15 protein-coding genes are annotated in these 19,377 nt (G+C 65.2%); 1 reads left to right on the top strand and 14 read right to left on the bottom strand.

What is annotated here, in order from left to right; all coding sequences use genetic code 11:
* The 12 genes from HMPREF9710_RS06150 to HMPREF9710_RS06095 form a co-directional block, all read right to left on the bottom strand.
* Nucleotides 1-2,193 (bottom strand): EAL domain-containing response regulator, encoded by a 2,193-nt coding sequence (locus HMPREF9710_RS06150; RefSeq protein WP_085986708.1) that lies wholly within the window; start codon nucleotides 2,191-2,193, stop codon nucleotides 1-3.
* Between the two features lie 35 nt (nucleotides 2,194-2,228).
* On the bottom strand, nucleotides 2,229-4,400 hold the full coding sequence (locus HMPREF9710_RS06145) for an HDOD domain-containing protein (RefSeq protein WP_040775130.1): 2,172 nt from the start codon (nucleotides 4,398-4,400) through the stop codon (nucleotides 2,229-2,231).
* A 316-nt stretch (nucleotides 4,401-4,716) separates the two neighbouring features.
* Nucleotides 4,717-6,006 (bottom strand): multidrug effflux MFS transporter, encoded by a 1,290-nt coding sequence (locus HMPREF9710_RS06140; protein ID WP_005664847.1) that lies wholly within the window; start codon nucleotides 6,004-6,006, stop codon nucleotides 4,717-4,719.
* 12 nt (nucleotides 6,007-6,018) lie between these two features.
* Nucleotides 6,019-7,236, bottom strand: coding sequence for a THUMP domain-containing class I SAM-dependent RNA methyltransferase (locus HMPREF9710_RS06135; RefSeq protein ID WP_005664845.1), 1,218 nt, complete (start codon nucleotides 7,234-7,236; stop codon nucleotides 6,019-6,021).
* A gap of 211 nt (nucleotides 7,237-7,447) precedes the next feature.
* A complete protein-coding gene (locus HMPREF9710_RS06130) occupies nucleotides 7,448-7,861 on the bottom strand; it encodes a CopD family protein (RefSeq protein ID WP_005664844.1) in 414 nt (137 codons plus the stop codon).
* A 21-nt stretch (nucleotides 7,862-7,882) separates the two neighbouring features.
* Entirely contained in the window at nucleotides 7,883-9,148 is a 1,266-nt protein-coding gene (locus HMPREF9710_RS06125) for a glutamate-5-semialdehyde dehydrogenase (RefSeq protein ID WP_005664842.1), read from the bottom strand.
* A 66-nt stretch (nucleotides 9,149-9,214) separates the two neighbouring features.
* Nucleotides 9,215-10,228, bottom strand: coding sequence for a DNA polymerase III subunit delta (holA, locus tag HMPREF9710_RS06120; RefSeq protein ID WP_005664841.1), 1,014 nt, complete (start codon nucleotides 10,226-10,228; stop codon nucleotides 9,215-9,217).
* A 14-nt stretch (nucleotides 10,229-10,242) separates the two neighbouring features.
* Nucleotides 10,243-10,752 carry an LPS-assembly lipoprotein LptE gene (locus tag HMPREF9710_RS06115; protein ID WP_005664839.1) on the bottom strand — a complete coding sequence of 170 codons (510 nt, stop codon included), beginning with the start codon at nucleotides 10,750-10,752 and terminating at the stop codon, nucleotides 10,243-10,245.
* A gap of 8 nt (nucleotides 10,753-10,760) precedes the next feature.
* Entirely contained in the window at nucleotides 10,761-13,403 is a 2,643-nt protein-coding gene (gene leuS, locus HMPREF9710_RS06110) for a leucine--tRNA ligase (protein ID WP_005664837.1), read from the bottom strand.
* A 130-nt stretch (nucleotides 13,404-13,533) separates the two neighbouring features.
* Nucleotides 13,534-13,860 (bottom strand): barstar family protein, encoded by a 327-nt coding sequence (locus HMPREF9710_RS06105; RefSeq protein ID WP_005664835.1) that lies wholly within the window; start codon nucleotides 13,858-13,860, stop codon nucleotides 13,534-13,536.
* Nucleotides 13,860-14,672 carry a 4-hydroxy-tetrahydrodipicolinate reductase gene (dapB, locus tag HMPREF9710_RS06100; protein ID WP_005664834.1) on the bottom strand — a complete coding sequence of 271 codons (813 nt, stop codon included), beginning with the start codon at nucleotides 14,670-14,672 and terminating at the stop codon, nucleotides 13,860-13,862. Before dapB ends, HMPREF9710_RS06105 begins: the two co-directional genes overlap by 1 nt.
* Complete coding sequence (locus HMPREF9710_RS06095) at nucleotides 14,672-15,298, bottom strand: outer membrane protein assembly factor BamE (protein ID WP_005664831.1); 627 nt, start codon at nucleotides 15,296-15,298, stop codon at nucleotides 14,672-14,674. Before HMPREF9710_RS06095 ends, dapB begins: the two co-directional genes overlap by 1 nt.
* A gap of 79 nt (nucleotides 15,299-15,377) precedes the next feature.
* Here HMPREF9710_RS06095 and fur point away from each other — a divergent pair, with 79 nt between their 5' ends.
* Nucleotides 15,378-15,809 carry a ferric iron uptake transcriptional regulator gene (gene fur / locus HMPREF9710_RS06090; RefSeq protein WP_005664829.1) on the top strand — a complete coding sequence of 144 codons (432 nt, stop codon included), beginning with the start codon at nucleotides 15,378-15,380 and terminating at the stop codon, nucleotides 15,807-15,809.
* Between the two features lie 98 nt (nucleotides 15,810-15,907).
* Here the strand turns inward: fur and HMPREF9710_RS06085 are convergent, their stop codons facing one another.
* Both HMPREF9710_RS06085 and hrcA read right to left on the bottom strand, forming a co-directional pair.
* Complete coding sequence (locus tag HMPREF9710_RS06085; RefSeq protein WP_005664827.1) at nucleotides 15,908-18,109, bottom strand: FepA family TonB-dependent siderophore receptor; 2,202 nt, start codon at nucleotides 18,107-18,109, stop codon at nucleotides 15,908-15,910.
* A gap of 150 nt (nucleotides 18,110-18,259) precedes the next feature.
* Nucleotides 18,260-19,288 (bottom strand): heat-inducible transcriptional repressor HrcA, encoded by a 1,029-nt coding sequence (hrcA, locus tag HMPREF9710_RS06080; RefSeq protein WP_005664825.1) that lies wholly within the window; start codon nucleotides 19,286-19,288, stop codon nucleotides 18,260-18,262.
* Nucleotides 19,289-19,377 lie beyond the last annotated feature (89 nt).

Below are 19,377 nucleotides of genomic sequence, written 5' to 3'. Positions count from 1 at the left end.
TCAGGCCTGCACCGCGCGCAGGCTGGCGCCCGACTGGGTGCGCAGCGCGGCCATGAAGTCCTGCAGCGAAATCGGACGGTAGTACAGGTAGCCCTGCATCGTCAGGCAGCCGTTGGCGCGCAGGTAGCGCGCCTGCTCCTCGGTCTCGACGCCTTCGGCGATCAGGTTCAGGCCCAGGCCGCGCGCGATCGAGATGATCGCCAGGATCACCGGATAATGGCCGTCTTCCTGGTGGATCTCCTTGACGAAGGACTGGTCGATCTTGACGGTGTGGATCGGGAAGCGGTGCAGGTACGACAAGGACGAGTAGCCGGTGCCGAAATCGTCGATCGCGATCGACACGCCCAACTGGCACAGCTTGTTGAGCTGCTCGATCGCATACTGCGGATTGCGGATGCAGATGTTCTCGGTGATCTCGACCTCGATCTGCTGCGGCGAGATGCCGTAGCGCGCCAGCGCGCCACGCATCTTCTCGAAAAAGTCGCCGCGGTCCAGGTATTGCGGCGACAGGTTCAGCGACAGGCGGATCTCGCTGCCGCCGATCGCATTCCACTGCAGCATGTCGCGGCACAGGGCGCCGATCATCCAGTCCGAGATCGGCAGCATCAGGCCGTTCTCTTCGGCGAACGGCAGGAACTCGCCCGCCGACAGGCGGCCGCGGGTCGGGTGGTTCCAGCGCATCAGCGCTTCGGCGCCGGTGATGCGGCCGGTCATGGCGTCGATCTGCGGCTGGTAGAACATCTCCAGCTCGTCGTGCTCGAGCGCGCGGCGCAGCGCCTGCTCCAGCGCTATCTTCTGGTGCGACACTTCGAGCATCGAGTCGTGGTAGAAGCTGTGGCCGTTCTTGCCCAGCGCCTTGACCTGGTACATCGCGATGTCGGCGTGGCGCAGCAGCTCGTCGATCGATTCGCCATCCTTCGGATAGATCGCGATGCCGATCGAGGCCGAGATGTGCACCTCGTGGCCGTCCAGGTCGAACGGGTCCTGCAGCACTTCCAGGAATTTATCCGCCACCATGCGCGCGTCGTCGCGATCGCGCAGCTCGGGCAGCACGATGGTGAACTCGTCGCCGCCCTGGCGCGCCAGGGTGTCGCCCTTGCGCAGGCATTCCTTCAGGCGGCTGGCCGCCTGCTGCAGCAATTCGTCGCCCTTCACGTGGCCCAGCGTGTCGTTCACCAGCTTGAAGCGGTCCAGGTCGATGAACATCACCGCGAGCTCGGTCTGCTTGCGCTTGGCCTGGATCACGGCCAGGCCCAGGCGGTCCTTGAACAGGATGCGGTTCGGCAGGTCGGTCAGGATGTCGTGGTAGGCCTGGTAGGAGATGACCTCTTCGGCGCGCTTGCGGTCGGTGATGTCGCGCGCCACGCCATAGGTGCCGAAGAATTCGAGCTTCTTCACTTCCTGGTCCGGCACGTGCATGCCGATCGCGTTGAGCGAGATCGTCATCAGGGTGGTGTTGAAGGTGCGGTCGTGGCCATTGCCGCCGCGGCACTTCAGGCGCAGCTCGACGTTGCGCGAGGCGCGCTCGTCGACGCGGCGCTCGTTGAACACGTAGCGCGCGCGCTCCAGGTCTTCCTCGTGCACCAGGATCGAGTAGTGCTGGCCGATCAGCTCTTCGCGGGTATAGCCGAGCAGCTGGTAGGCGCGGTCGTTCACGAAGGTGAAGCGGCCCTCGTGGTTCAGGGTATAGATGATGTCCGGCGACGAGTCCACCAGGTAGCGGTACATCTTCTCGGAGTTCTCGAGCTGGTTCGCGATGCGCGCATTGTCAAGGGTCAGGCGACGGCGCTGCAGCGCGTTGCTCACGGTGGAGAGCAACTCTTCGCGGCTGTAGGGCTTGCGCAGGTAGCTGTAGGCGCCGCGCTTGAGCGCGCCGATCGCGGCGTCGATGCCGATCTCGCCGCTCATCACGATGACGTCGGCGTCGATGCCCTTCTCGTTGATGAAGTCCATGATCTCGTGGCCGCCGATGTCGGGCAGGCGCAGGTCGAGCAGGACGAGGTCGAAGTGCTGGCGGGACAGTTGGGCCAGGGCTTCGGTCCCCGACGGCGCGGTGACCAGGCGGTAGCCGCGTCCCTGCAGCAGTTCGTACAGCGAGGACAGCAGGCGTGGCTCGTCGTCGACCAGCAGCAGGCGTGGCTGGCTGTCGGTCTCGAGGGTCTGGGAGAAGGGAGCGGGTTCGCCGGGAAGCATGGTGGCGGTGACTGGATGCGCGTGCATGGTGAGGGTCAAGCGGAACCGAGGGCGCGCGCCGGGAGCGCGGGGGCCGCGCCGGCGCCGGACCACGCCGGCAGGAGGATTTCAAAGGAAGTGCCGGCGCTGCCGCTGCGGCAGGCGATGTGGCCGTCCAGCTGCTTGACCAGGCCGTGGACGATCGACAGGCCAAGGCCGCGGTTGGCGCCGGCCTCGAGGCCGTCCTTGGCGCTCCTGACCGGAGAGAACAGGTTGGCCAGCACCTCGCGCGACAGGCCCGGGCCGTTGTCGCTGACGACGAGTTCCAGGTAGACCCGGCGCTCGCGGTTCACGTGGCCGCGGTTGACGATCTCGATGCGCCCCGCCGGGCGCGAGCCCAGGGCTTCGACCGCGTTCTTGACCAGGTTGACCAGGATCTGCTTGAGCAGGTCGGGATCGCCCTCGATCGCGCCATCGCCTTCCATGCGCGCCACGACCTGGGTCGTGGCCGGCACGTAGCCGCTGCCGCGGAACAGGCGCAGCACGTCGTCCACCACCTTGGCCGCGTCGAGCGGACGCGGAGCAGCGTCCGGCGTGCGCTGGTCGGCCAGGCTGCCGATCAGCTGGCCGACGCGGTCGATCTCTTCGCTCAGGATCGACAGCTCGCCGCCCACCGGCTCCTGGCGCGCCAGCTTGCCGTCCAGGACGCTGAGGTAGTTCTTGATGATCGCCAGTGGATTGTTCACTTCGTGGATCACGCGGCGCGAGGCGTCGCGGAATTCCTCGGCCACGCTGGCCAGCTGGCGCCGCGCGTGGCCGCGCTCGAGCAGCAGGTTCTCCAGCGCCGCGGCGGCCTGCGCGCCGAAGGCCTGCATGAAACGCTCGCGGCGCTGGCAATGCGGCAGCTGCCAGCCCGGCACGCCGCCGATCAGCACGCCCAGGCAACGCGGGCCGGCGACCAGCGGCACCACCACCAGGCTGTCGGTGCCCAGCATGCGCAGCAGCTGCTCCTCGGCCAGGCCCAGCTGGTCGTGGTGGCGCGCGCGCTGCACGAAAGCCGGACGGCGTTCCAGCGCGCTGCGCGCGACCGGACCGCCTTTCGCCAGCGGCAGCGTGAACTCGGCGATGCGCTGCGCGCCGAAGGTCGGCGCGCCGGCAAGCAGCTGGCCGGTCGGGTTCTCGAGCAGCACCACGGCGCTGTCGAAATCGAACAGGATGCGCGCGGTGCGCGTCATCGCGTCCAGCAGGCTGGACTCGCCCTGCTGGCGCGCCAGGCTCTGGCCGACTTCGGACACCAGCACCATATTGCGCACTTCCTCGTTCAGGCGCTGTTGCACCGGATCGACGGGCGCTGGCGGCGCGTAGGCCGGCGGGCTCAGGATGTCGTCGGCGCCCGCCAGGTCGATGCCCAGGTGGGCGGCGGCCTGCTCGACCTGGCGCGCGGCCTTCTCCACCAGCTGGGCCGCGTCTCCGGCGTCGAGGCCGCACAGCGCGCTGGCTTCCAACACCATCGTCGCATCGTCCGCATGATGGGACAGCACGTGCGCCAGGCGCACGATGCGGATCAGGGGATGGCTGGACTCGAGCCGTTCGCTCGGTTCGTGGTGGTACAGCACCGCGTCGGCCAGGAAGGAATCGAGCTGCCAGCGCTCGATCAGCCAGGCGCCGGCCTCGGTGTGGGTGATCTGGAGGGTGCGCTGCTCGACCGCGCACAGGTCGTCGTCATCGCGCGCGGTGAAGTTGAAGCCGTATTCCTTGGGCGCCGCGGCCAGCAGCGCCAGCCGGCCCACGTTGTGCAGCAGGCCGGCCAGGTAGGCTTCTTCGGGATGCGCGTAACCCAGCGCGCGCGCCACGTCGCGCGCCAGCACCGCCGCGCTGAGCGAATGCTTCCAGAACGCGCGCAGGTCGGTGCTGTTCGAATGGGGGAAGCTGTTGAAGGTCTGGAACACCGAATCGCTGATGACCAGGGTCTTGATCATGTCGGTGCCGAGCGCCACCAGCGATTGTTCGAGGTCGGCGCTGCGCGAGTGGCGGTGGTAGGCGGAGCTGTTGGCGACCGCCAGCAGCTTGCCGGTCATGCCGGCATCCTTCGCGATCAGGGCGGCAAGCTCCGGCATGCCGAGGTCGTCGGCCTGCAGATGCTCGATCAGCTTGACCAGGATCTGCGGCATGGCCGGCAGACGCGCAATCAGCAAGCGATTGCGGATGTCCTGGTCGGATTGGTGCATGTTTTCTAGCACGGCGCCACTTGTCGAAGGTTGGTTGGTGGCGTTGCCCTTGGGGGAGGCCTGCCACAACATCTAGCACTTCAGTCAATGGAACAGGCGAGTAACTTGCCCTCTGCTCCAGATGTAAAAACGCGTATCGTAGCATATATACATTTCCGATCAGGAACAATAGTTACAGTAATAACTCTTGCCGAGGGCAGGCTCTAACTGTATGGCAGAGTGAAATGAGACATATGCTTGTTGCATCGATACGACTGTTGCATAAAAAATCGTAAAATTCAGGCACAAAAAAACCCGGCGTTCGCCGGGTTCACGCTCAGGGAACGTGTTGCCCCCGCGCCCGCAATTTTCGCCGGTGGCGCCGCGCCGTGTCCCAGAACGCCAGCGAGACCAGCACGAAGAACATCTGGCCGACGGCCAGCGCCAGCACCGAGTGCGACAGCGCCGGGGCGACCGCGCCGGCCACCACCGCGCCGAGCAGGGTCGAGACGAAGGACTGGCACGAGGCCACGGTGCCGCGGATGTGCGGGAACAGGTCGAGCGCCAGCAGGGTCGCGCCGGGCGCGATCAGCGAACTGCCGAAGGTGAAGAAGAACATCGGCGCCACCGTCCACGGCAGCGCCGGCGGCAGGAAGGCGTGGTAGGTCACGTTGAAGGTCACCGCTCCCAGCATGAAGAAGTAGCCGATGCGGATCTGGCGCGCGAAGTCCATCCTGCCGGCCAGGCGGTTGGCCATCAGCGAGCCGAGGAAGATCCCGCTCACGGTCGGCACGAACAGCCAGGCGAACTGCGACGGTCCCAGGCCCAGGCTTTCGGGCAGCATGACCGGCGCCGCCGCGATGTACAGGAACAGGCCGCCGAAGTTCAGGGCGGTCACGCCGGCCTTCATGTGGAACAGGAAGGAGCTGAAGATCGCGCCATAGCTCTTGGCCAGGAAGCGCGGGTTGAACGGCTGGCGCTGTGTGCTGGGGATGGTCTCGGGCAGGTGCTTCCAGCAGAACCAGCCGAGCAGCACGGTGTAGATGCACAGCGCCAGGAAGATCGCGCGCCAGTCGAACCACAGCACGATCCAGCCGCCCACCACCGGCGCGATGGCCGGCGCGATCGAGAAGATCATGGTCACCATCGACAGCAGGCGCGCCGCCGCGGTGTCGGAATACAGGTCGCGGATGATGGCGCGTCCCACCACCACGCCGGCCCCCGCCGACACGCCCTGCATGATGCGGAACACCCACAGGTAATGCACCGAGGAGGCCGAGGCGCAGCCGAAGGTGCCGATCGCGAACACCACCAGCGCCACCAGGATCACGTTGCGGCGCCCGAAGGCGTCCGACAGCGCCCCATGCCACAGCACCATGCCGGCGAAGGCCAGCATGTACGCGGTCAGGGTCTGCTGCACCTCGAGCGGGGTGGCGCGCAGCTCGGCCTGGATCTGCGGGAAGGCCGGCAGATAGGCGTCGATCGAGAACGGCCCCAGCATCGACAGGGCCGCCAGCAGGGTCGCCAGGCCGCCGGCCGACAGCATCGCGATCTTGTGGGGAGTGGGAAGTGGAACCGGGGTGACGGGGTCCTTGGGAAGATCGGGCGGGTCGGTTGGCGGCAGCATCGTTAATCCAGTTTAGTTCTGTCCTGTTTCGGTTTTGCTCGGTGTTGCTCCCTCGCGGCGGTTGAAACCGGCCACCATGTCGAAGCGGAACAGGCGGCATTCGAGCGCGCCGTTGAAGAACGGCGTCTTGCGCGATTCCTTCAGGCGCAGCATCTTGGGCAAGCCAAGATCGGCGGTGAACAGATAAGCGGTCCAGCCGGCGAAGCGCTGCTTGAGCGTGGTGGAAAAGGCCGAGTAGAAGCCCAGCGCCATCTCGTCCTGCGGCACGGTGCTGTCGCCGCGCACGCCGATCCGCTCGCCGTACGGCGGGTTGGTGAGCAGGATGCCCGGCTGCGCGGTCGGCGCCGACACGTGCTGGGCCTCGATCTGCTTGAGCGGCACGTCGAACAGGATGCCGGCCACCTTCAGGTTATGGCGCGTCATGGCGACCATGTCGCCCGAGATGTCGGAACCGAAGATGGTCGGCTCGCTCGGCAGCGGATTGGGCTTGATCGCGGCCTTCATCGCGGCCCAGGCCTGGCGGTCGTGGTCGGCGAACTGTTCGAAGGCGAAGCGGCGGCGCGCGCCGGGCGGGATGCCCTGCACCATCTGGGCCGCCTCGACCAGGATCGTGCCCGAGCCGCACATCGGGTCGAACAGCGGCACGCCCGGCTTCCAGCCCGAGACGCGCAGCAGGCCCGCGGCCAGGTTTTCGCGCAGCGGCGCGTCGCCCGTCTCTTCGCGCCAGCCGCGCTTGAACAGCGCTTCGCCCGAGGTGTCGAGGTAGATGATGAAGTTGCGCTGGTCGAGGAAGCCGACGATGCGCATGTCCGGCTCGCGCGTGTTGACCGAGGGACGCTTGTTGTACTGGTCGCGGAAGCGGTCGCAGATCGCGTCCTTGATCTTGAGCGTGGTGAATTCGAGGCTCTTGAGCGGCGACTTGACGGCGGTGACGTCCACGCGGATCGTGTGGTCGGGGCCGAACCAGTCTTCCCAGGGCTGCTCGAGCACCAGGTCGTAGATGTCGTTTTCGTTGCTGTAGCTGCGTTGACCCATGCGCATCAGCACGCGCGAGGCGATGCGCGAATGCAGGTTGACCAGCCAGGCGTCCTGCATCGTGCCCGAGCAGTGCACGCCGCCCGGCACCTGGTTGTGCACCTTGAAGGTGGTGGAAAGTTGGGCGATCTCGCCCAGTTCTTCGGCCAGCGCCGCTTCCATGCCGCGTGGGCATGGGCAAAAATAGGAAGCCATGAGGGGAACCCTTTGTCCGTTGATGAAACTGTGTTGATAACGCGTCAGCCGTGTTGCCGGATGACCGTTAGATTAGTTATTGCCACCTGCTCCGTCGTACCCGCGAAGGCGGGTACCCAAGTCTTATGCGCAGCCATCAACGCATGCGTAAATGGCTGAGCGAGCACCTTGGGTCCCCGCCTTCGCGGGGACGACGTGCACAGGCCGCGTCTTAAAACGGCTTGACCGTCGCCAGGATCACGATCACCAGCAGCAGGACCACCGGCACTTCATTGAACCAGCGGAACCACGTATGGCTACGCGTATTCACGCCGCGCTCGAATTTCTTGAGGATCGACCCGCAAGCGTGGTGGTAGCCGATCGCCAGCACCACCAGCAGCAGCTTCGCATGCAGCCAGCCATGCTTCATGCCGATCATCATTGCCAGCCACAGGCCGAGCAGCAGCGCCGGCACCATCAGGATCGTGGTGAAGCGGTACAGGCGGCGCGCCATGCCCTGCAGGCGCTCGAGCGCGGCCGGGTTGGTTTCCTGGGCCAGGTTCACGAAGATGCGCGGCAGGTAGAACAGGCCGGCGAACCACGAGGCGATGAAGACGATGTGCAGGGCTTTGATCCAGAGGTACATGCGATTCCTTGTTGTTGTTGATTACTGACGAACTTCGCCGTGCCCGAACACGACGTACTTGAGCGACGTGAGTCCTTCCAGCCCGACGGGGCCGCGCGCGTGCAGCTTGTCGTTCGAGATGCCGATCTCGGCGCCCAGGCCGTATTCGAAGCCGTCGGCGAAGCGGGTCGAGGCGTTCACCATCACCGAGGCCGAGTCTACTTCGCGCAGGAAGCGCATGGCGCTCGTGTAGTCCTCGGTGACGATGGCCTCGGTGTGCTTCGACGAATAGGCAGTGATGTGGTCGATCGCTTCATCCATATCGGCCACCACCTTGACCGCCAGGATCGGCGCCAGGTATTCGGTGCTCCAGTCCTCTTCGCTCGCGTTGGCCAGGTGCGGATAGCCGGCCAGGATCGCACGCGACTCGGCATCGGCGCGCAGCTCGACCTCTTTGGTCGCATACAGCGCGGCCAGGCGCGGCAGCACGGTGGGGGCGATCCCGCGCGCGACCAGCAGGGTTTCCATCGTGTTGCAGGTGCCGTAGCGGTGGCATTTGGCGTTGAACGCCACCGCCAGCGCCTTCTCGACGTCGGCCTTGTCGTCGATGTAGACGTGGCAGATGCCGTCCAGGTGCTTGATCATCGGCACCGTGCTTTCCTTCATCAGGCGCGCGATCAGGCCCTTGCCGCCGCGCGGGACGATCACGTCCACGTATTCCGGCATCGTGATCAGGGCGCCGACGGCGGCGCGGTCGGTCGTGTCGACCACCTGCACGGCATCTTGCGGCAGGCCGGCGCCCGCCAGGCCCTCGGCCACGAGCTTGGCCAGCGCGCGGTTGCAGTGGATCGCTTCCGAACCGCCGCGCAGGATGGCGGCGTTGCCGCTCTTGATGCACAGGCCCGCCGCGTCGACCGTCACGTTCGGGCGCGCTTCATAGATGATGCCGATCACGCCCAGCGGCACGCGCATCTGGCCGACCTGGATGCCGCTCGGACGCACCTTCATGTTCGAGATCTCGCCGACCGGGTCGGGCAAGGTGGCGATCTGGCGCAGGCCGGCGACCATGGTGGCGATGGCGCCATCCGACAGCGCCAGGCGGTCCATCAGGGCCGGGGCCAGGCCGGCGGCCTGCGCGGCGTCCAGGTCTTTTTGATTGGCCGCGCGCAGCAACCCGGCGTCGCGCTCGATGGCGGTCGCGATCAGCTCCAGTGCGCGGTTGCGGGTGGCCGTGTCGGCGCGCGCCATGGCGCGCGAGGCGATCCTGGCCTGGCGGCCAAGTTGGTGCATGTGTGCGGTGATGTCCATCGTATTCCCGTTGCGTTATCGATCAGGCGCGCCGAGCGATGCACATCCGTATCGAAAGCGGCTGTCTTAGCGCGCCACCTTCAACGCCAGCTGCAGCATCGCATCCCACGCATCGCCCGCGAACCCCTTCGCGCGCAAGCCCTTGACCATGCGGTCGACCTGCGCCGCGTCCTGCAGCGCCGCCTCGAGCGTGCCCAGCGACACGCGGCGCAGCGCCGGCTCCATCATCCGCTCGCGCGGCCCCCAGATCCGGTATTCCTTCAGCAGCGCGCCCAGCGGGCGTCCCTGCGACATGCCGGTCTTTAATTTTAGCAGCGTGCGGATCTCTTCGGACACCGCCCACAGCACCAGCGGCAGCGCCTCGCCCTCGCCCTTCAATCCTTCGAGCATGCGCGCCAGGCGCGCCGGGTCGCCGCCCAGCATCGCCTCGGACAGCTTGAACACGTCGTAGCGCGCCACGTTCAGCACCGCGTCGTGCACCTGCTCGAAACTGAGCTTGCCCGGTTCGTACAGCAGCCCCAGCTTCTGGATTTCCTGGTGCGCCGCCAGCAGGTTGCCCTCGACCCGGTCGGCGATGAAGTCCAGGCTCTGGCGTTCGGCGCTCTGGCCCTGGCTCGACAGCCGCTGGCCAATCCAGCCCGGCAGGTGGGCGCGTTCGACGTTCGGGATCTCGATATAGACCGCCGACTGCTGCAGCGCCGTCACCCATGACGACTTGGCGGTCTGCCAGTCCAGCTTCGGCAGCGTGATCAGGGTGAGGTTGTCGGGGCTGAGGTCTTTCGCGTAGCTCTGCAGCGCGGCGCTGCCGTCCTTGCCGGGCTTGCCGGTCGGGATGCGCAGCTCGATCAGCTTCTTGTCGCCGAACAGCGACAGCGCCTGGTTGGCGGCCAGCAGCTCGCCCCACTTGAAGCTGCGCTCGACCGTGAGCACGTCGCGCTCGGTATACCCTTGCGCGCGCGCCGTCTTGCGGATCCGGTCGGCCGCTTCCAGCGCGAGCAGATGCTCGTCGCTGGTGATCACGTACAAGGGCGCCAAGCCCTTGCTCAGATGGCCGTCGAGCGCCTCGAGCCGCAACTGCATCGGTACTGGTTTCCTTATGCCGGCTTGATCGCCGCCAGGCGGCGCAGGATCTGCTGCACCAGGTCGGACTGCATGTCGCGGTACAGCAGCGCTTCTTCGGATTCCTTGGCCAGCACCTGCGATTCGTCGAAGGCGATGTTGCGGCGCAGGGTGATCTCGGTCGGCGCCAGCAATTGGCGATTGTTGGCGTCGCGCACCTGGAACACCAGGGTGTAGCTGAGCGAGTACTCGCGCACCCGGCCCAGGCTGTTGAGCGACAGGATCGATTTGCCGCGCGTTTCGCTGATCACGTCGAACAGGGTCTGGGCCTTCGAGGCGTCGGTCTCGATGCGCACGGTGTCGCCCGCGCGCAGGTTGCGCTTGAGCTCCGTGCCCAGCGGCGAAGACTCGTTGAACGACAGCCAGATGCTCTGGAACGGCAGGTTGTACTGGCCGTCGCTGCCGCGCAGCTGGAAGCCGCAGCCTGCCAGCACGCCTGCCATCAAGAGCGCCGCCAGCGCACGCACCAGGGTCTTGTTCGACATATTGATCCTTACACCACGATGTTGACGAGTTTGCCCGGCACCACGATGACCTTCTTCGGCGTGCCTTCGATGAACTTCTGCACCGCTTCGGAAGCCAGCGCGGCGGCTTCGATGGCGGCCTTGTCGGCCTCCTTCGGCACCTTGACCGAGCCGCGCAGCTTGCCGTTCACCTGGATCATCATCTCGATCTCGGACTGCTCCAGCGCGGCCGGATCGACCTGCGGCCAGGCGGCGTTCAGGATGTCGCCATGGGCGGCGGCGAAGCCCAGCTCCTGCCACAGCGCGTGCGTGATGTGCGGCGCGACCGGGTTCAGGAGGCGCAGGAAGATCGAGAAGCCTTCGGCGACGATCGCGTTCGAGGCGGCCGAGTCGTCCAGCTTCGCCGACTCGAGGGTGTTGAGCATCTTCATGCAGGCCGAGACCACGGTGTTGTACTGGATGCGCTTCAGGTCGTAGTCGGCCTGCTGCAGCACCTTGTGCACTTCGCGGCGCAGCGTCTTCTGGTCGTCGTTCAGCGTACCCTGCGCTTCACCGTTGAACGATGCCGCGATGCGTTCGCGCTGGGCGTAGCCGAAGGCCCACACGCGGCGCAGGAAACGGCTGGCGCCTTCGACGCCGCTGTTCGACCATTCCAGGGTCTGCTCCGGCGGCGAGGCGAACATTGTGAACAGGCGCGCGGTGTCGGCGCCGTACTGCTCGATCTGGGCCTGCGGGTCGATGCCGTTGTTCTTCGACTTCGACATCTTCTCGGTGCCGCCGATTTCCACCGGCTGGCCATCCGCCTTCAGGACCGCGTTCTGCGGACGGCCCTTGTCGTCGAAAGTCAGCTCGACCTCAAGCGGGTTGAACCAGGTCTTCTTGCCGGCGGCGTCCTCGCGGTAATAGGTCTCGTTGAGCACCATGCCCTGGGTGAGCAGGTTCACGAACGGCTCGTCGAATTTCACCAGGCCGAAGTCGCGCATCACCTTGGTCCAGAAGCGCGCGTACAGCAGGTGCATGACGGCGTGCTCGATGCCGCCGATGTACTGGTCCATCGGCATCCAGTAATCGTTGCGGGCGTCGACCATCGCCTCGTTCGAGCCCGGCGAGGTATAGCGCATGTAGTACCACGACGAATCGATGAAGGTGTCCATCGTGTCGGTCTCGCGGCGCGCCGGCTTGCCGCATTGCGGGCAGTCGCACTTGAGGAAGGCTTCGTCCTTGTTCAGCGGATTGCCGGTGCCGTCCGGGACCAGGTGCTCCGGCAGCACGACCGGCAGGTCGGCCTCGGGGACCGGCACCGAGCCGCACTCGCCGCAATGGATCATCGGGATCGGGGTGCCCCAGTAGCGCTGGCGCGAGATGCCCCAGTCGCGCAGGCGGAAGGTGGTCTTCTTTTCGCCCAGGCCCTGTTCTGCCAGTTCGCCCGCGACCGCGTTCACGGCCGAGATGTAATCGAGGCCGTCGTACTTGCCCGAGTTGATGGTGCGGCCGTTTTCCTTGTCGCCGTACCACTCCTGCCAGGCTTCCAGCGAGAATTCCTGGCCCTCGACCGCCACTACCTGCTTGATCGGCAGGTTGTATTTTTTCGCGAAGCCGAAGTCGCGCTCGTCGTGCGCCGGCACGCCCATCACGGCGCCGTCGCCGTAGGTGATCAGGACGTAGTTGCCGACCCAGACCGGGATCTGTTCTTGCGTGACCGGATGGGTGACGAACAGGCCGGTCGGCATGCCCTTCTTCTCCATGGTCGCCATGTCGGCCTCGATCACGGAACCCATCTTGCACTCGGCGATGAATTCCTGCAGGGCCGGGTTGTTGCGGGCCGCGTGCTGGGCCAGCGCGTGTTCCGGCGCCACGGCGCAGAAGGTCACGCCCATGACGGTGTCGGCGCGGGTGGTGAACACGTACAGCTTGCCATCATTGATCAGCTCACCATTGTCGCCCGCAATCGTGTGCGGGAAGGCGAAGCGCACGCCGGTCGACTTGCCGATCCAGTTGGCCTGCATGGTGCGCACGCGCTCCGGCCAGCCCGGCAGCTTGTTGTCGACGTGGTCGAGCAGCTCGTCGGCGTAGTCGGTGATGCGCACGTAGTACATCGGGATCTCGCGCTTCTCGATCAGCGCGCCCGAGCGCCAGCCGCGGCCGTCCACGACCTGCTCGTTGGCCAGCACGGTCTGGTCGATCGGGTCCCAGTTCACGGTGCCGGTCTTCTGGTAGATGATGCCCTTCTCGAGCATCTTGAGGAACATCCACTGGTTCCACTTGTAGTAGTCCGGCTTGCAGGCGGTCATCTCCCGCGACCAGTCGATCGCCAGGCCCATCGATTCCATCTGGCCGCGCATGTGGGCGATGTTCGAATACGTCCATTCGGCCGGCGGGACGTTGTTGGCCATCGCCGCGTTTTCGGCCGGCATGCCGAATGCGTCCCAGCCCATCGGCATCAGGACGTTATAGCCGTTCATCCGCAGGTAGCGGTACATCACGTCGTTGATCGTATAGTTGCGCACGTGACCCATGTGCAGCTTGCCCGATGGGTAAGGCAGCATCGAGCAGGCGTAATACTTGCCTTTGGGGAAACGCGGGTCGTTTTCGACGGCCTTGTAGGCGTCGATCGACTTCCAGTAGGCCTGGGCGGCCTGTTCTACTTCGGCTGGACTATATTTTTCTTGCATGATTCTGCAGACGTAATGTGGAAGGTGGAACCGGTCATTATAACCCGTTCATTTTGCACTGCGGCGACGGCGCGGTGCGCGAGGGAAAATGCAAAAAAGGCAGCGTCGCGTTGAACGCTGCCTTCGAGGATCAGCGCAGGACCAGTTCCAGCGCCGGCTTTTCGCCGTAGTCCTCATAGCGCTCGTTGATGCCGCCGACGCAATAGCTCAGCTCTTCGAGCAGGTCGGGCGCCGCCGCCTTCATCTTGTCGGCCTCGAGGATGACGATTTCGAGCATCTCGTCCGGCTTGAGCTTAAATTTGGTCATGTTCTCGTCGTCGCGCAGATAGCTCATGCAGTCGACCCAGGCGTCGATGCTGTCCGCATACGAGGCCGGGAAACCGAAGGCCTCGCGGCTCTGCTGGTGGAACGACGCTTCGTCCGTGATGAGGGCGCCGTTCAGTTCTGCCACGGCCATTATTTGTCCTTCAGGCCCAGCACGTCCTGCATGTCGAACAGGCCGTTGGCCTTGTCCGCCAGGAAGCGCGCCGCGCGCAGCGAGCCGTGGGCATAGGTCACGCGGCTGCTCGACTTGTGGCTGATCTCGATGCGCTCGCCGGTGCCGAGGAACATCACGGTATGGTCGCCCACCACGTCGCCGCCGCGCACGGTGGCGAAACCGATGGTCGACGGATCGCGTTCGCCGGTGACGCCTTCGCGGCCATAGACGGCGCATTCCTTCAGGTCGCGGCCAATGGCGTCGGCAATCACTTCGCCCATCCTGAGGGCGGTGCCGGACGGCGCGTCGACCTTGTGGCGGTGGTGCGCCTCGACGATCTCGATGTCATAGCCTTCCGAAAAACTCTTGGCGGCCATTTCGAGCAGCTTGAGCGTCACGTTCACGCCCACGCTCATGTTGGGGGCGAACACGATGCCGATTTTTTCGCCGGCGGCGCGGATCGCGGCCTTGCCGGCCTCGTCGAAGCCGGTGGTGCCGATCACCATCTGCTTGCCGTTGGCGGCGCAGTATTCCAGGTGCTGCAGGGTGCCTTCGGGGCGGGTGAAGTCGATCAGCAGGTCGGCATTGTGCAGGCCGTGCTTGATGCTGTCTTCGATGACCACGCCGGTCAGGATGCCGGCGAAGGCGCCCGCGTCCTGGCCGATGAAGGGCGAACCCGGGACGTCGAGGGCGCCGGCCAGGCGCATGTCGGGCGCTTCCTGGATGGCTTCGATCAGCATGCGGCCCATGCGGCCGCTGGCGCCGGCAACGGCGATATTCAACATGGTCATTATGGCGTTCCTGGGCGACGTTCGGTGTTGCCCGCATTAATTTGTACAGCCGGCGCATCGGCCGGTTTCGGAGGCAGTTGCTCCGACTTCTTCTTGGCTGGACCGGCGATGCGGTCGATGTACTCGCGCTCGCTCGGCAGGTTGCCGCCCTCGAAACGCTCGACCACGTCGTTCTTGAAGAACACGGTCACGCGGCTGGTGGTCAGCTCGCCATTGCCGCGCGCCAGGTAGAACGGGTAATCCCAGCGGTCGGCGTGGAAGGCATCCATCAGCAGCGGCGAACCGAGCAGGAAGCGCACCTGGTCGCGGGTCTGGCCGGCCTTGAGCTGGTCCAGCATCTCTTGCGAGACGAAGTTGCCCTGCTGAATGTCTGGACGATAAGGCGAGAAGATCCACAGGAAGCGCTGCAGGCGCGTCGCCTGGACGGTCTGGGCGCCGGCATTGGCGATGGCGGCCGACTTTTCCGCGTCGGACGCACTGGCGGCCGCATCCGTCGCCACCGGCGGCGCCGGACGCGTCTGGTTGCGCCAGGAGGCGCAGCCGGACAGCGTCAAGGTGCAGGCGAGGCCCGCCGCCAGCGCCGCCTTGGCGGAGAATCGATGGAATACGGCTTGTTTGACAGGCATAGTTAACCTCAATACGTTCGAGCGGGAGCTTTCAAAACGCTATATCATAAAGCACTCCGCCAATATTCGAGTGACAAACATGAGTAACAACCCGACCGACCTGAAGGCGAGCGGCCTCAAGGCCACGCTGCCACGACTGAAAATCCTGGAAATCTTCCAGAACAGCTCCGTACGGCATCTGACGGCGGAAGACGTCTACAAGATCCTTCTTGCTGACAATATGGACGTGGGCCTCGCGACCGTCTACCGCGTATTGACCCAGTTCGAGCAGGCCGGCCTGCTCAACCGCAACCATTTCGAGACCGGCAAGGCCATCTATGAGCTCAACGCCGGTTCCCACCATGACCACCTGGTGTGCGTCACCTGCGGCCGCGTCGAAGAGTTCTACGACGACGAGATCGAGAAGCGCCAGCAGATGATTGCAGAGCAACACGGCTTCACGATCGTCGAGCATGCGCTGGCGATCTATGGCAGCTGCCCGGAGTGCCGGGGCATCGCCAAGCCGGAGTAATCCTGCGGCCGGCACGGCCGGTGTAAAAGTAACAGTGTAAAAGTAAGTAAAGGGCGCATGGGAGTCATCCCATGCGCCCTTTCTCTATCCAGGCGTCGTCAGAACGACGCCGTCAGGTTCACGAACAGCGAGCGGCCCGGTTCATTGTACGACTCGGCGCCCGTGCTGCCGTTGGTGCTGCGCCGGAACAGGCGTTCGTCGAACAGGTTGTTGATGCCGGTGCGCAGGTACAGCTTCGGCGTGAAGGCGTAGCCGACGTTGGCGCCCACCACGGCATACGGCGCCAGCGTGTTGAGCGCCTCGCCGCTGGCCTGACCGCCGGTGCCGGTCAGGCGCCGCGGTTCCTGCTTGCCGTAATAGGACACCGTCAACAGCGTCGTCAGTCTGGCATTGACCTTCCAGTCCAGGGTCGAGTTCAGCGTGTATTCGGGAATCACCGACAGCGGCTCGCCATTGCTCTTGCTCTCGTTCTCGATCATGTAGGTCAGGTTGTTGGTCAGCTTCAGGCGCGGACCGAACGGGATCGTCAGGTTGCCCTCGACGCCCTGCACCACCGCCTCCGGCGAGTTCTCCCACTGGAACAACCGGCCATTGGCCGAGGTGTTGCCGAGCAGGCGATCCATGCCGCCGGTGATCTTGTTCTTGTAGTCGTTGTGGAAGTAGGCCAGGCTGGCCTCATGGCCGCGGTCCTTCCAGCCGATGCCGATCTCCTTGTTGAGCGAGGTCTCCGGCGCCAGGTTCTCGTTGCCGCGCACATAGCAGCCGCCGCCCAGGTTCGGGTTATTGATCGGGCAGCCGTTGCCGCGCGTGTAGTACAGGTAGTTCGGGTTCGACTGGTACAGGTTCGGCGCCTTGAACGCGCGCGCCACGCCGCCGCGCAGGGTCAGGGTTGGACTCAAGGCATACGAGGCGTTCAGGCTCGGGCTCCAGTTGGTGCCGAACTGGCTGTGCTTGTCGAAGCGCAGGCCTGGGGTCAGGGTGAATGCGGTGTTTACGCCGATATTGTCTTCGACGTAGACGGCATAGGTTTCGGCGCTCGAACGGCCATCGCGGCTGCCTTCCTGCATGCCGGGAATCGCGGTGGCAGCCTGCGTCATCGAATACGGATCGTTGAGCTTTTCCTTGCGCGCCTCGAAGCCGGCGGTGAGCATCTGCGCCACCCCGCCGACATTGAATGGGGTGCTGATTTCGCCGTTGGCGCCATAGGTTTCCAGCTCCGAAGTCGACTTCTTGGTCGGGTCGCTGATGCTGCCTTCCGGCCCGCCCGCCAGGCCTTCGTTCATGCGGGTGTTGTCGGTGCCTTCATAGGTCAGCCACAGGCGCGAGGTGGTGGCGCCCCACTTGCCGCGGTGGGTCAGCGCGGCGGTGCGGCGCAGCATGACGTTGGTCTCGGCGGCCGCGTTGGCCAGCTCGCCCAGGATCGGGAAGCCGGCCGCATTCACGGCCCGGTCGCCGGCGTAGATATTGCCCTGGCGGCTGAAGTTGGATTCGAATTCCAGCACCTGGTCGGGCATGAAGTCCCAGCGCAGCAGGCCGCCGATGTCGCGGTTGCGCACGCCCTCGCGGCCGGCCGGCGGGATCGCGCCGTTGGCGGTATTGTCCGGCGTGGCGTTCAGCGCCAGCTCGTCGGCATCGGTCTTGTTGACGTTGCCGAATACGCGGAACGAGAGCTTGCCGGCCAGCGGACCGGACAGGTTGAAGCCGAGCCGCTTGCTGTTGCCCTCCTCGCCGTGCTCCGGCGCCAGCGCATAGGCGGTGACCGAACCGGTCAGATAGTCGCCCGGCGCCTTGGTGATGATGTTGATCACGCCGCCGGCGGCGCCGGACCCGTAGCGCGCCGCCGCCGGGCCGCGCAGCACTTCGATGCGCTCGACCGCTTCAGCCGGCACCCAGTTGGTGTCGCCACGCGTGTTGCGCTCGCCGCTGCGGCCCATGCGCACCGAGTTGCGCGAGCTGACCGGCTTGCCGTCGACCAGGATCAGGGTGTTTTCCGGGCCCATGCCGCGCAGGTCGATCTGGCGGTGGTTGCCGTATTGGCCGCTGGCGCTGTTGCCGGTCAGGTTCACGCCCGGCATGGTGCGGATCAGCTCGGCCAGATCATTCGCCGGCGGACGCGCTTCGATGTCTTCCGAGGTGATGACCGAGACGCCGATCGCCTGCTTGAGTTCTTCCTCGGCGGTGCCGACGATGTGCACCTGGTGCATCGGCTGGTTGGATTGCTGGGCCATGGCCGGCAAGCCAAGGAGCGCCAGTCCGACGGCGGCGGCGAGCGGCGTCATGCGGTTTGCTGTCAGTTTCATCCCTCTTGTTCCTGTTATTTGATTGTTCTGGACAAGCCGGAGCGCTCCGGCTCAATGCAATTGAGAATCATACTCATTTGCATTTCCAAAACTTTGTCAAATTGTGGCAAGAAGGTTGCCAGCCTTGCACTGGCTTAAGTTTTTAGCGATTCAGGAGTGGCTGAGGGCGTTCGACAGCAGCTTGGCCGTGATGTCGACGATCGGAATCACTCGTTCATAGGCCATCCGCGTCGGGCCGATCACGCCCAGGGTGCCGACGATGCGGCCGTCGACCGCATACGGCGCGGTCACCACGCTCATCTCGTCCATCGGCACCAGCTTCGACTCGCCGCCGATGAAGATCTGCACGCCGCCAGCCTTGCTCGATACGTCGAGCAATTGCATCAAGCCGGTTTTTTGCTCGAACATCTCGAACATCTGGCGCAGCGAGCTCATATTGGATGACAGGTCGGACACCGACAGCAGGTTGCGCTCGCCGGCGATGACCATGTCGTCGCCCTCGGCCATCGCTTCGCTGCCAGCCTCGACCGCCGCCTGCATCAGGCGGCCCATATCGTCGCGCAATTGCTGCAGCTCACCGCTCAAGCGCTTGCGCACCTCGTCGAAGGACAGCCCGGCGAAGTTCTGGTTCAGGTAATTGGCCGACTGGGTCAGTTGCGCCGGGGAATAATCCTTATCGAGCAGCAGCAGCCGGTTCTGGACGTCGCCGCGCGGATCGACGATCACCAGCAGGATGCGCTTTTCGCCCAGGCGCAGGAATTCGATCTGCTGGAAGACCGATTCGCGGCGTGGGCTCTGCACCACGCCGGCGAATTGCGACAGCGAGGACAGCATCTGCGCCGCGTTGGCGATCAGTTTCTGCGGTTGCAGGTTGGACAAGGGCTGCGGCAATCGCATGCGCTCGGCATCGACCGCCTTGTCGTCGATCGGCCCCACCGTCAGCAGGGTGTCGACGAACACTCGGTAGCCGCGCGGCGTCGGAATGCGGCCGGCCGAGGTGTGCGGACTGGCGACGAAGCCCATCTCCTCGAGGTCGGCCATGACGTTGCGGATCGTGGCTGGCGACAATTCCAGGCCCGACAGCTTGGACAGCGCGCGCGAGCCTACCGGCTGGCCGTCGGCGATATAACGCTCGACGAGGGCTTTGAGCAGGGTGTGGGCACGTTGGTCGAGTTGCATGATTCCGGGAAACGTTTAATGGCGCGCGTATTTAACGTGTGCATTATAGGCAGGTTGGGGCATGGCACGGGCAGCGCAAGGCTTGCTGT

Origin of the sequence: Massilia timonae CCUG 45783 (genome assembly GCF_000315425.1) — a bacterium.
Taxonomy (GTDB): Bacteria; Pseudomonadota; Gammaproteobacteria; order Burkholderiales; family Burkholderiaceae_D; genus Telluria; species Telluria timonae.
The sequence above is the reverse complement of the archived record's forward strand: the minus strand, read 5'-3'. Positions and strand labels throughout refer to the sequence as shown.

Coding starts and splice junctions, on each gene's coding strand:
- HMPREF9710_RS06130 (WP_005664844.1), bottom strand. CDS start 7,861: ATGTACCTCTGGATCAAAGCCCTGCACATCGTCTTCATCGCCTCGTGG.
- HMPREF9710_RS06115 (WP_005664839.1), bottom strand. CDS start 10,752: ATGTCGAACAAGACCCTGGTGCGTGCGCTGGCGGCGCTCTTGATGGCA.
- leuS (WP_005664837.1), bottom strand. CDS start 13,403: ATGCAAGAAAAATATAGTCCAGCCGAAGTAGAACAGGCCGCCCAGGCC.
- fur (WP_005664829.1), top strand. CDS start 15,378: ATGAGTAACAACCCGACCGACCTGAAGGCGAGCGGCCTCAAGGCCACG.
- HMPREF9710_RS06140 (WP_005664847.1), bottom strand. CDS start 6,006: ATGCTGCCGCCAACCGACCCGCCCGATCTTCCCAAGGACCCCGTCACC.
- HMPREF9710_RS06095 (WP_005664831.1), bottom strand. CDS start 15,298: ATGCCTGTCAAACAAGCCGTATTCCATCGATTCTCCGCCAAGGCGGCG.
- HMPREF9710_RS06105 (WP_005664835.1), bottom strand. CDS start 13,860: ATGGCCGTGGCAGAACTGAACGGCGCCCTCATCACGGACGAAGCGTCG.
- HMPREF9710_RS06150 (WP_085986708.1), bottom strand. CDS start 2,193: ATGCTTCCCGGCGAACCCGCTCCCTTCTCCCAGACCCTCGAGACCGAC.
- hrcA (WP_005664825.1), bottom strand. CDS start 19,288: ATGCAACTCGACCAACGTGCCCACACCCTGCTCAAAGCCCTCGTCGAG.
- HMPREF9710_RS06145 (WP_040775130.1), bottom strand. CDS start 4,400: ATGCACCAATCCGACCAGGACATCCGCAATCGCTTGCTGATTGCGCGT.
- dapB (WP_005664834.1), bottom strand. CDS start 14,672: ATGACCATGTTGAATATCGCCGTTGCCGGCGCCAGCGGCCGCATGGGC.
- HMPREF9710_RS06125 (WP_005664842.1), bottom strand. CDS start 9,148: ATGGACATCACCGCACACATGCACCAACTTGGCCGCCAGGCCAGGATC.
- HMPREF9710_RS06135 (WP_005664845.1), bottom strand. CDS start 7,236: ATGGCTTCCTATTTTTGCCCATGCCCACGCGGCATGGAAGCGGCGCTG.
- HMPREF9710_RS06085 (WP_005664827.1), bottom strand. CDS start 18,109: ATGAAACTGACAGCAAACCGCATGACGCCGCTCGCCGCCGCCGTCGGA.
- holA (WP_005664841.1), bottom strand. CDS start 10,228: ATGCAGTTGCGGCTCGAGGCGCTCGACGGCCATCTGAGCAAGGGCTTG.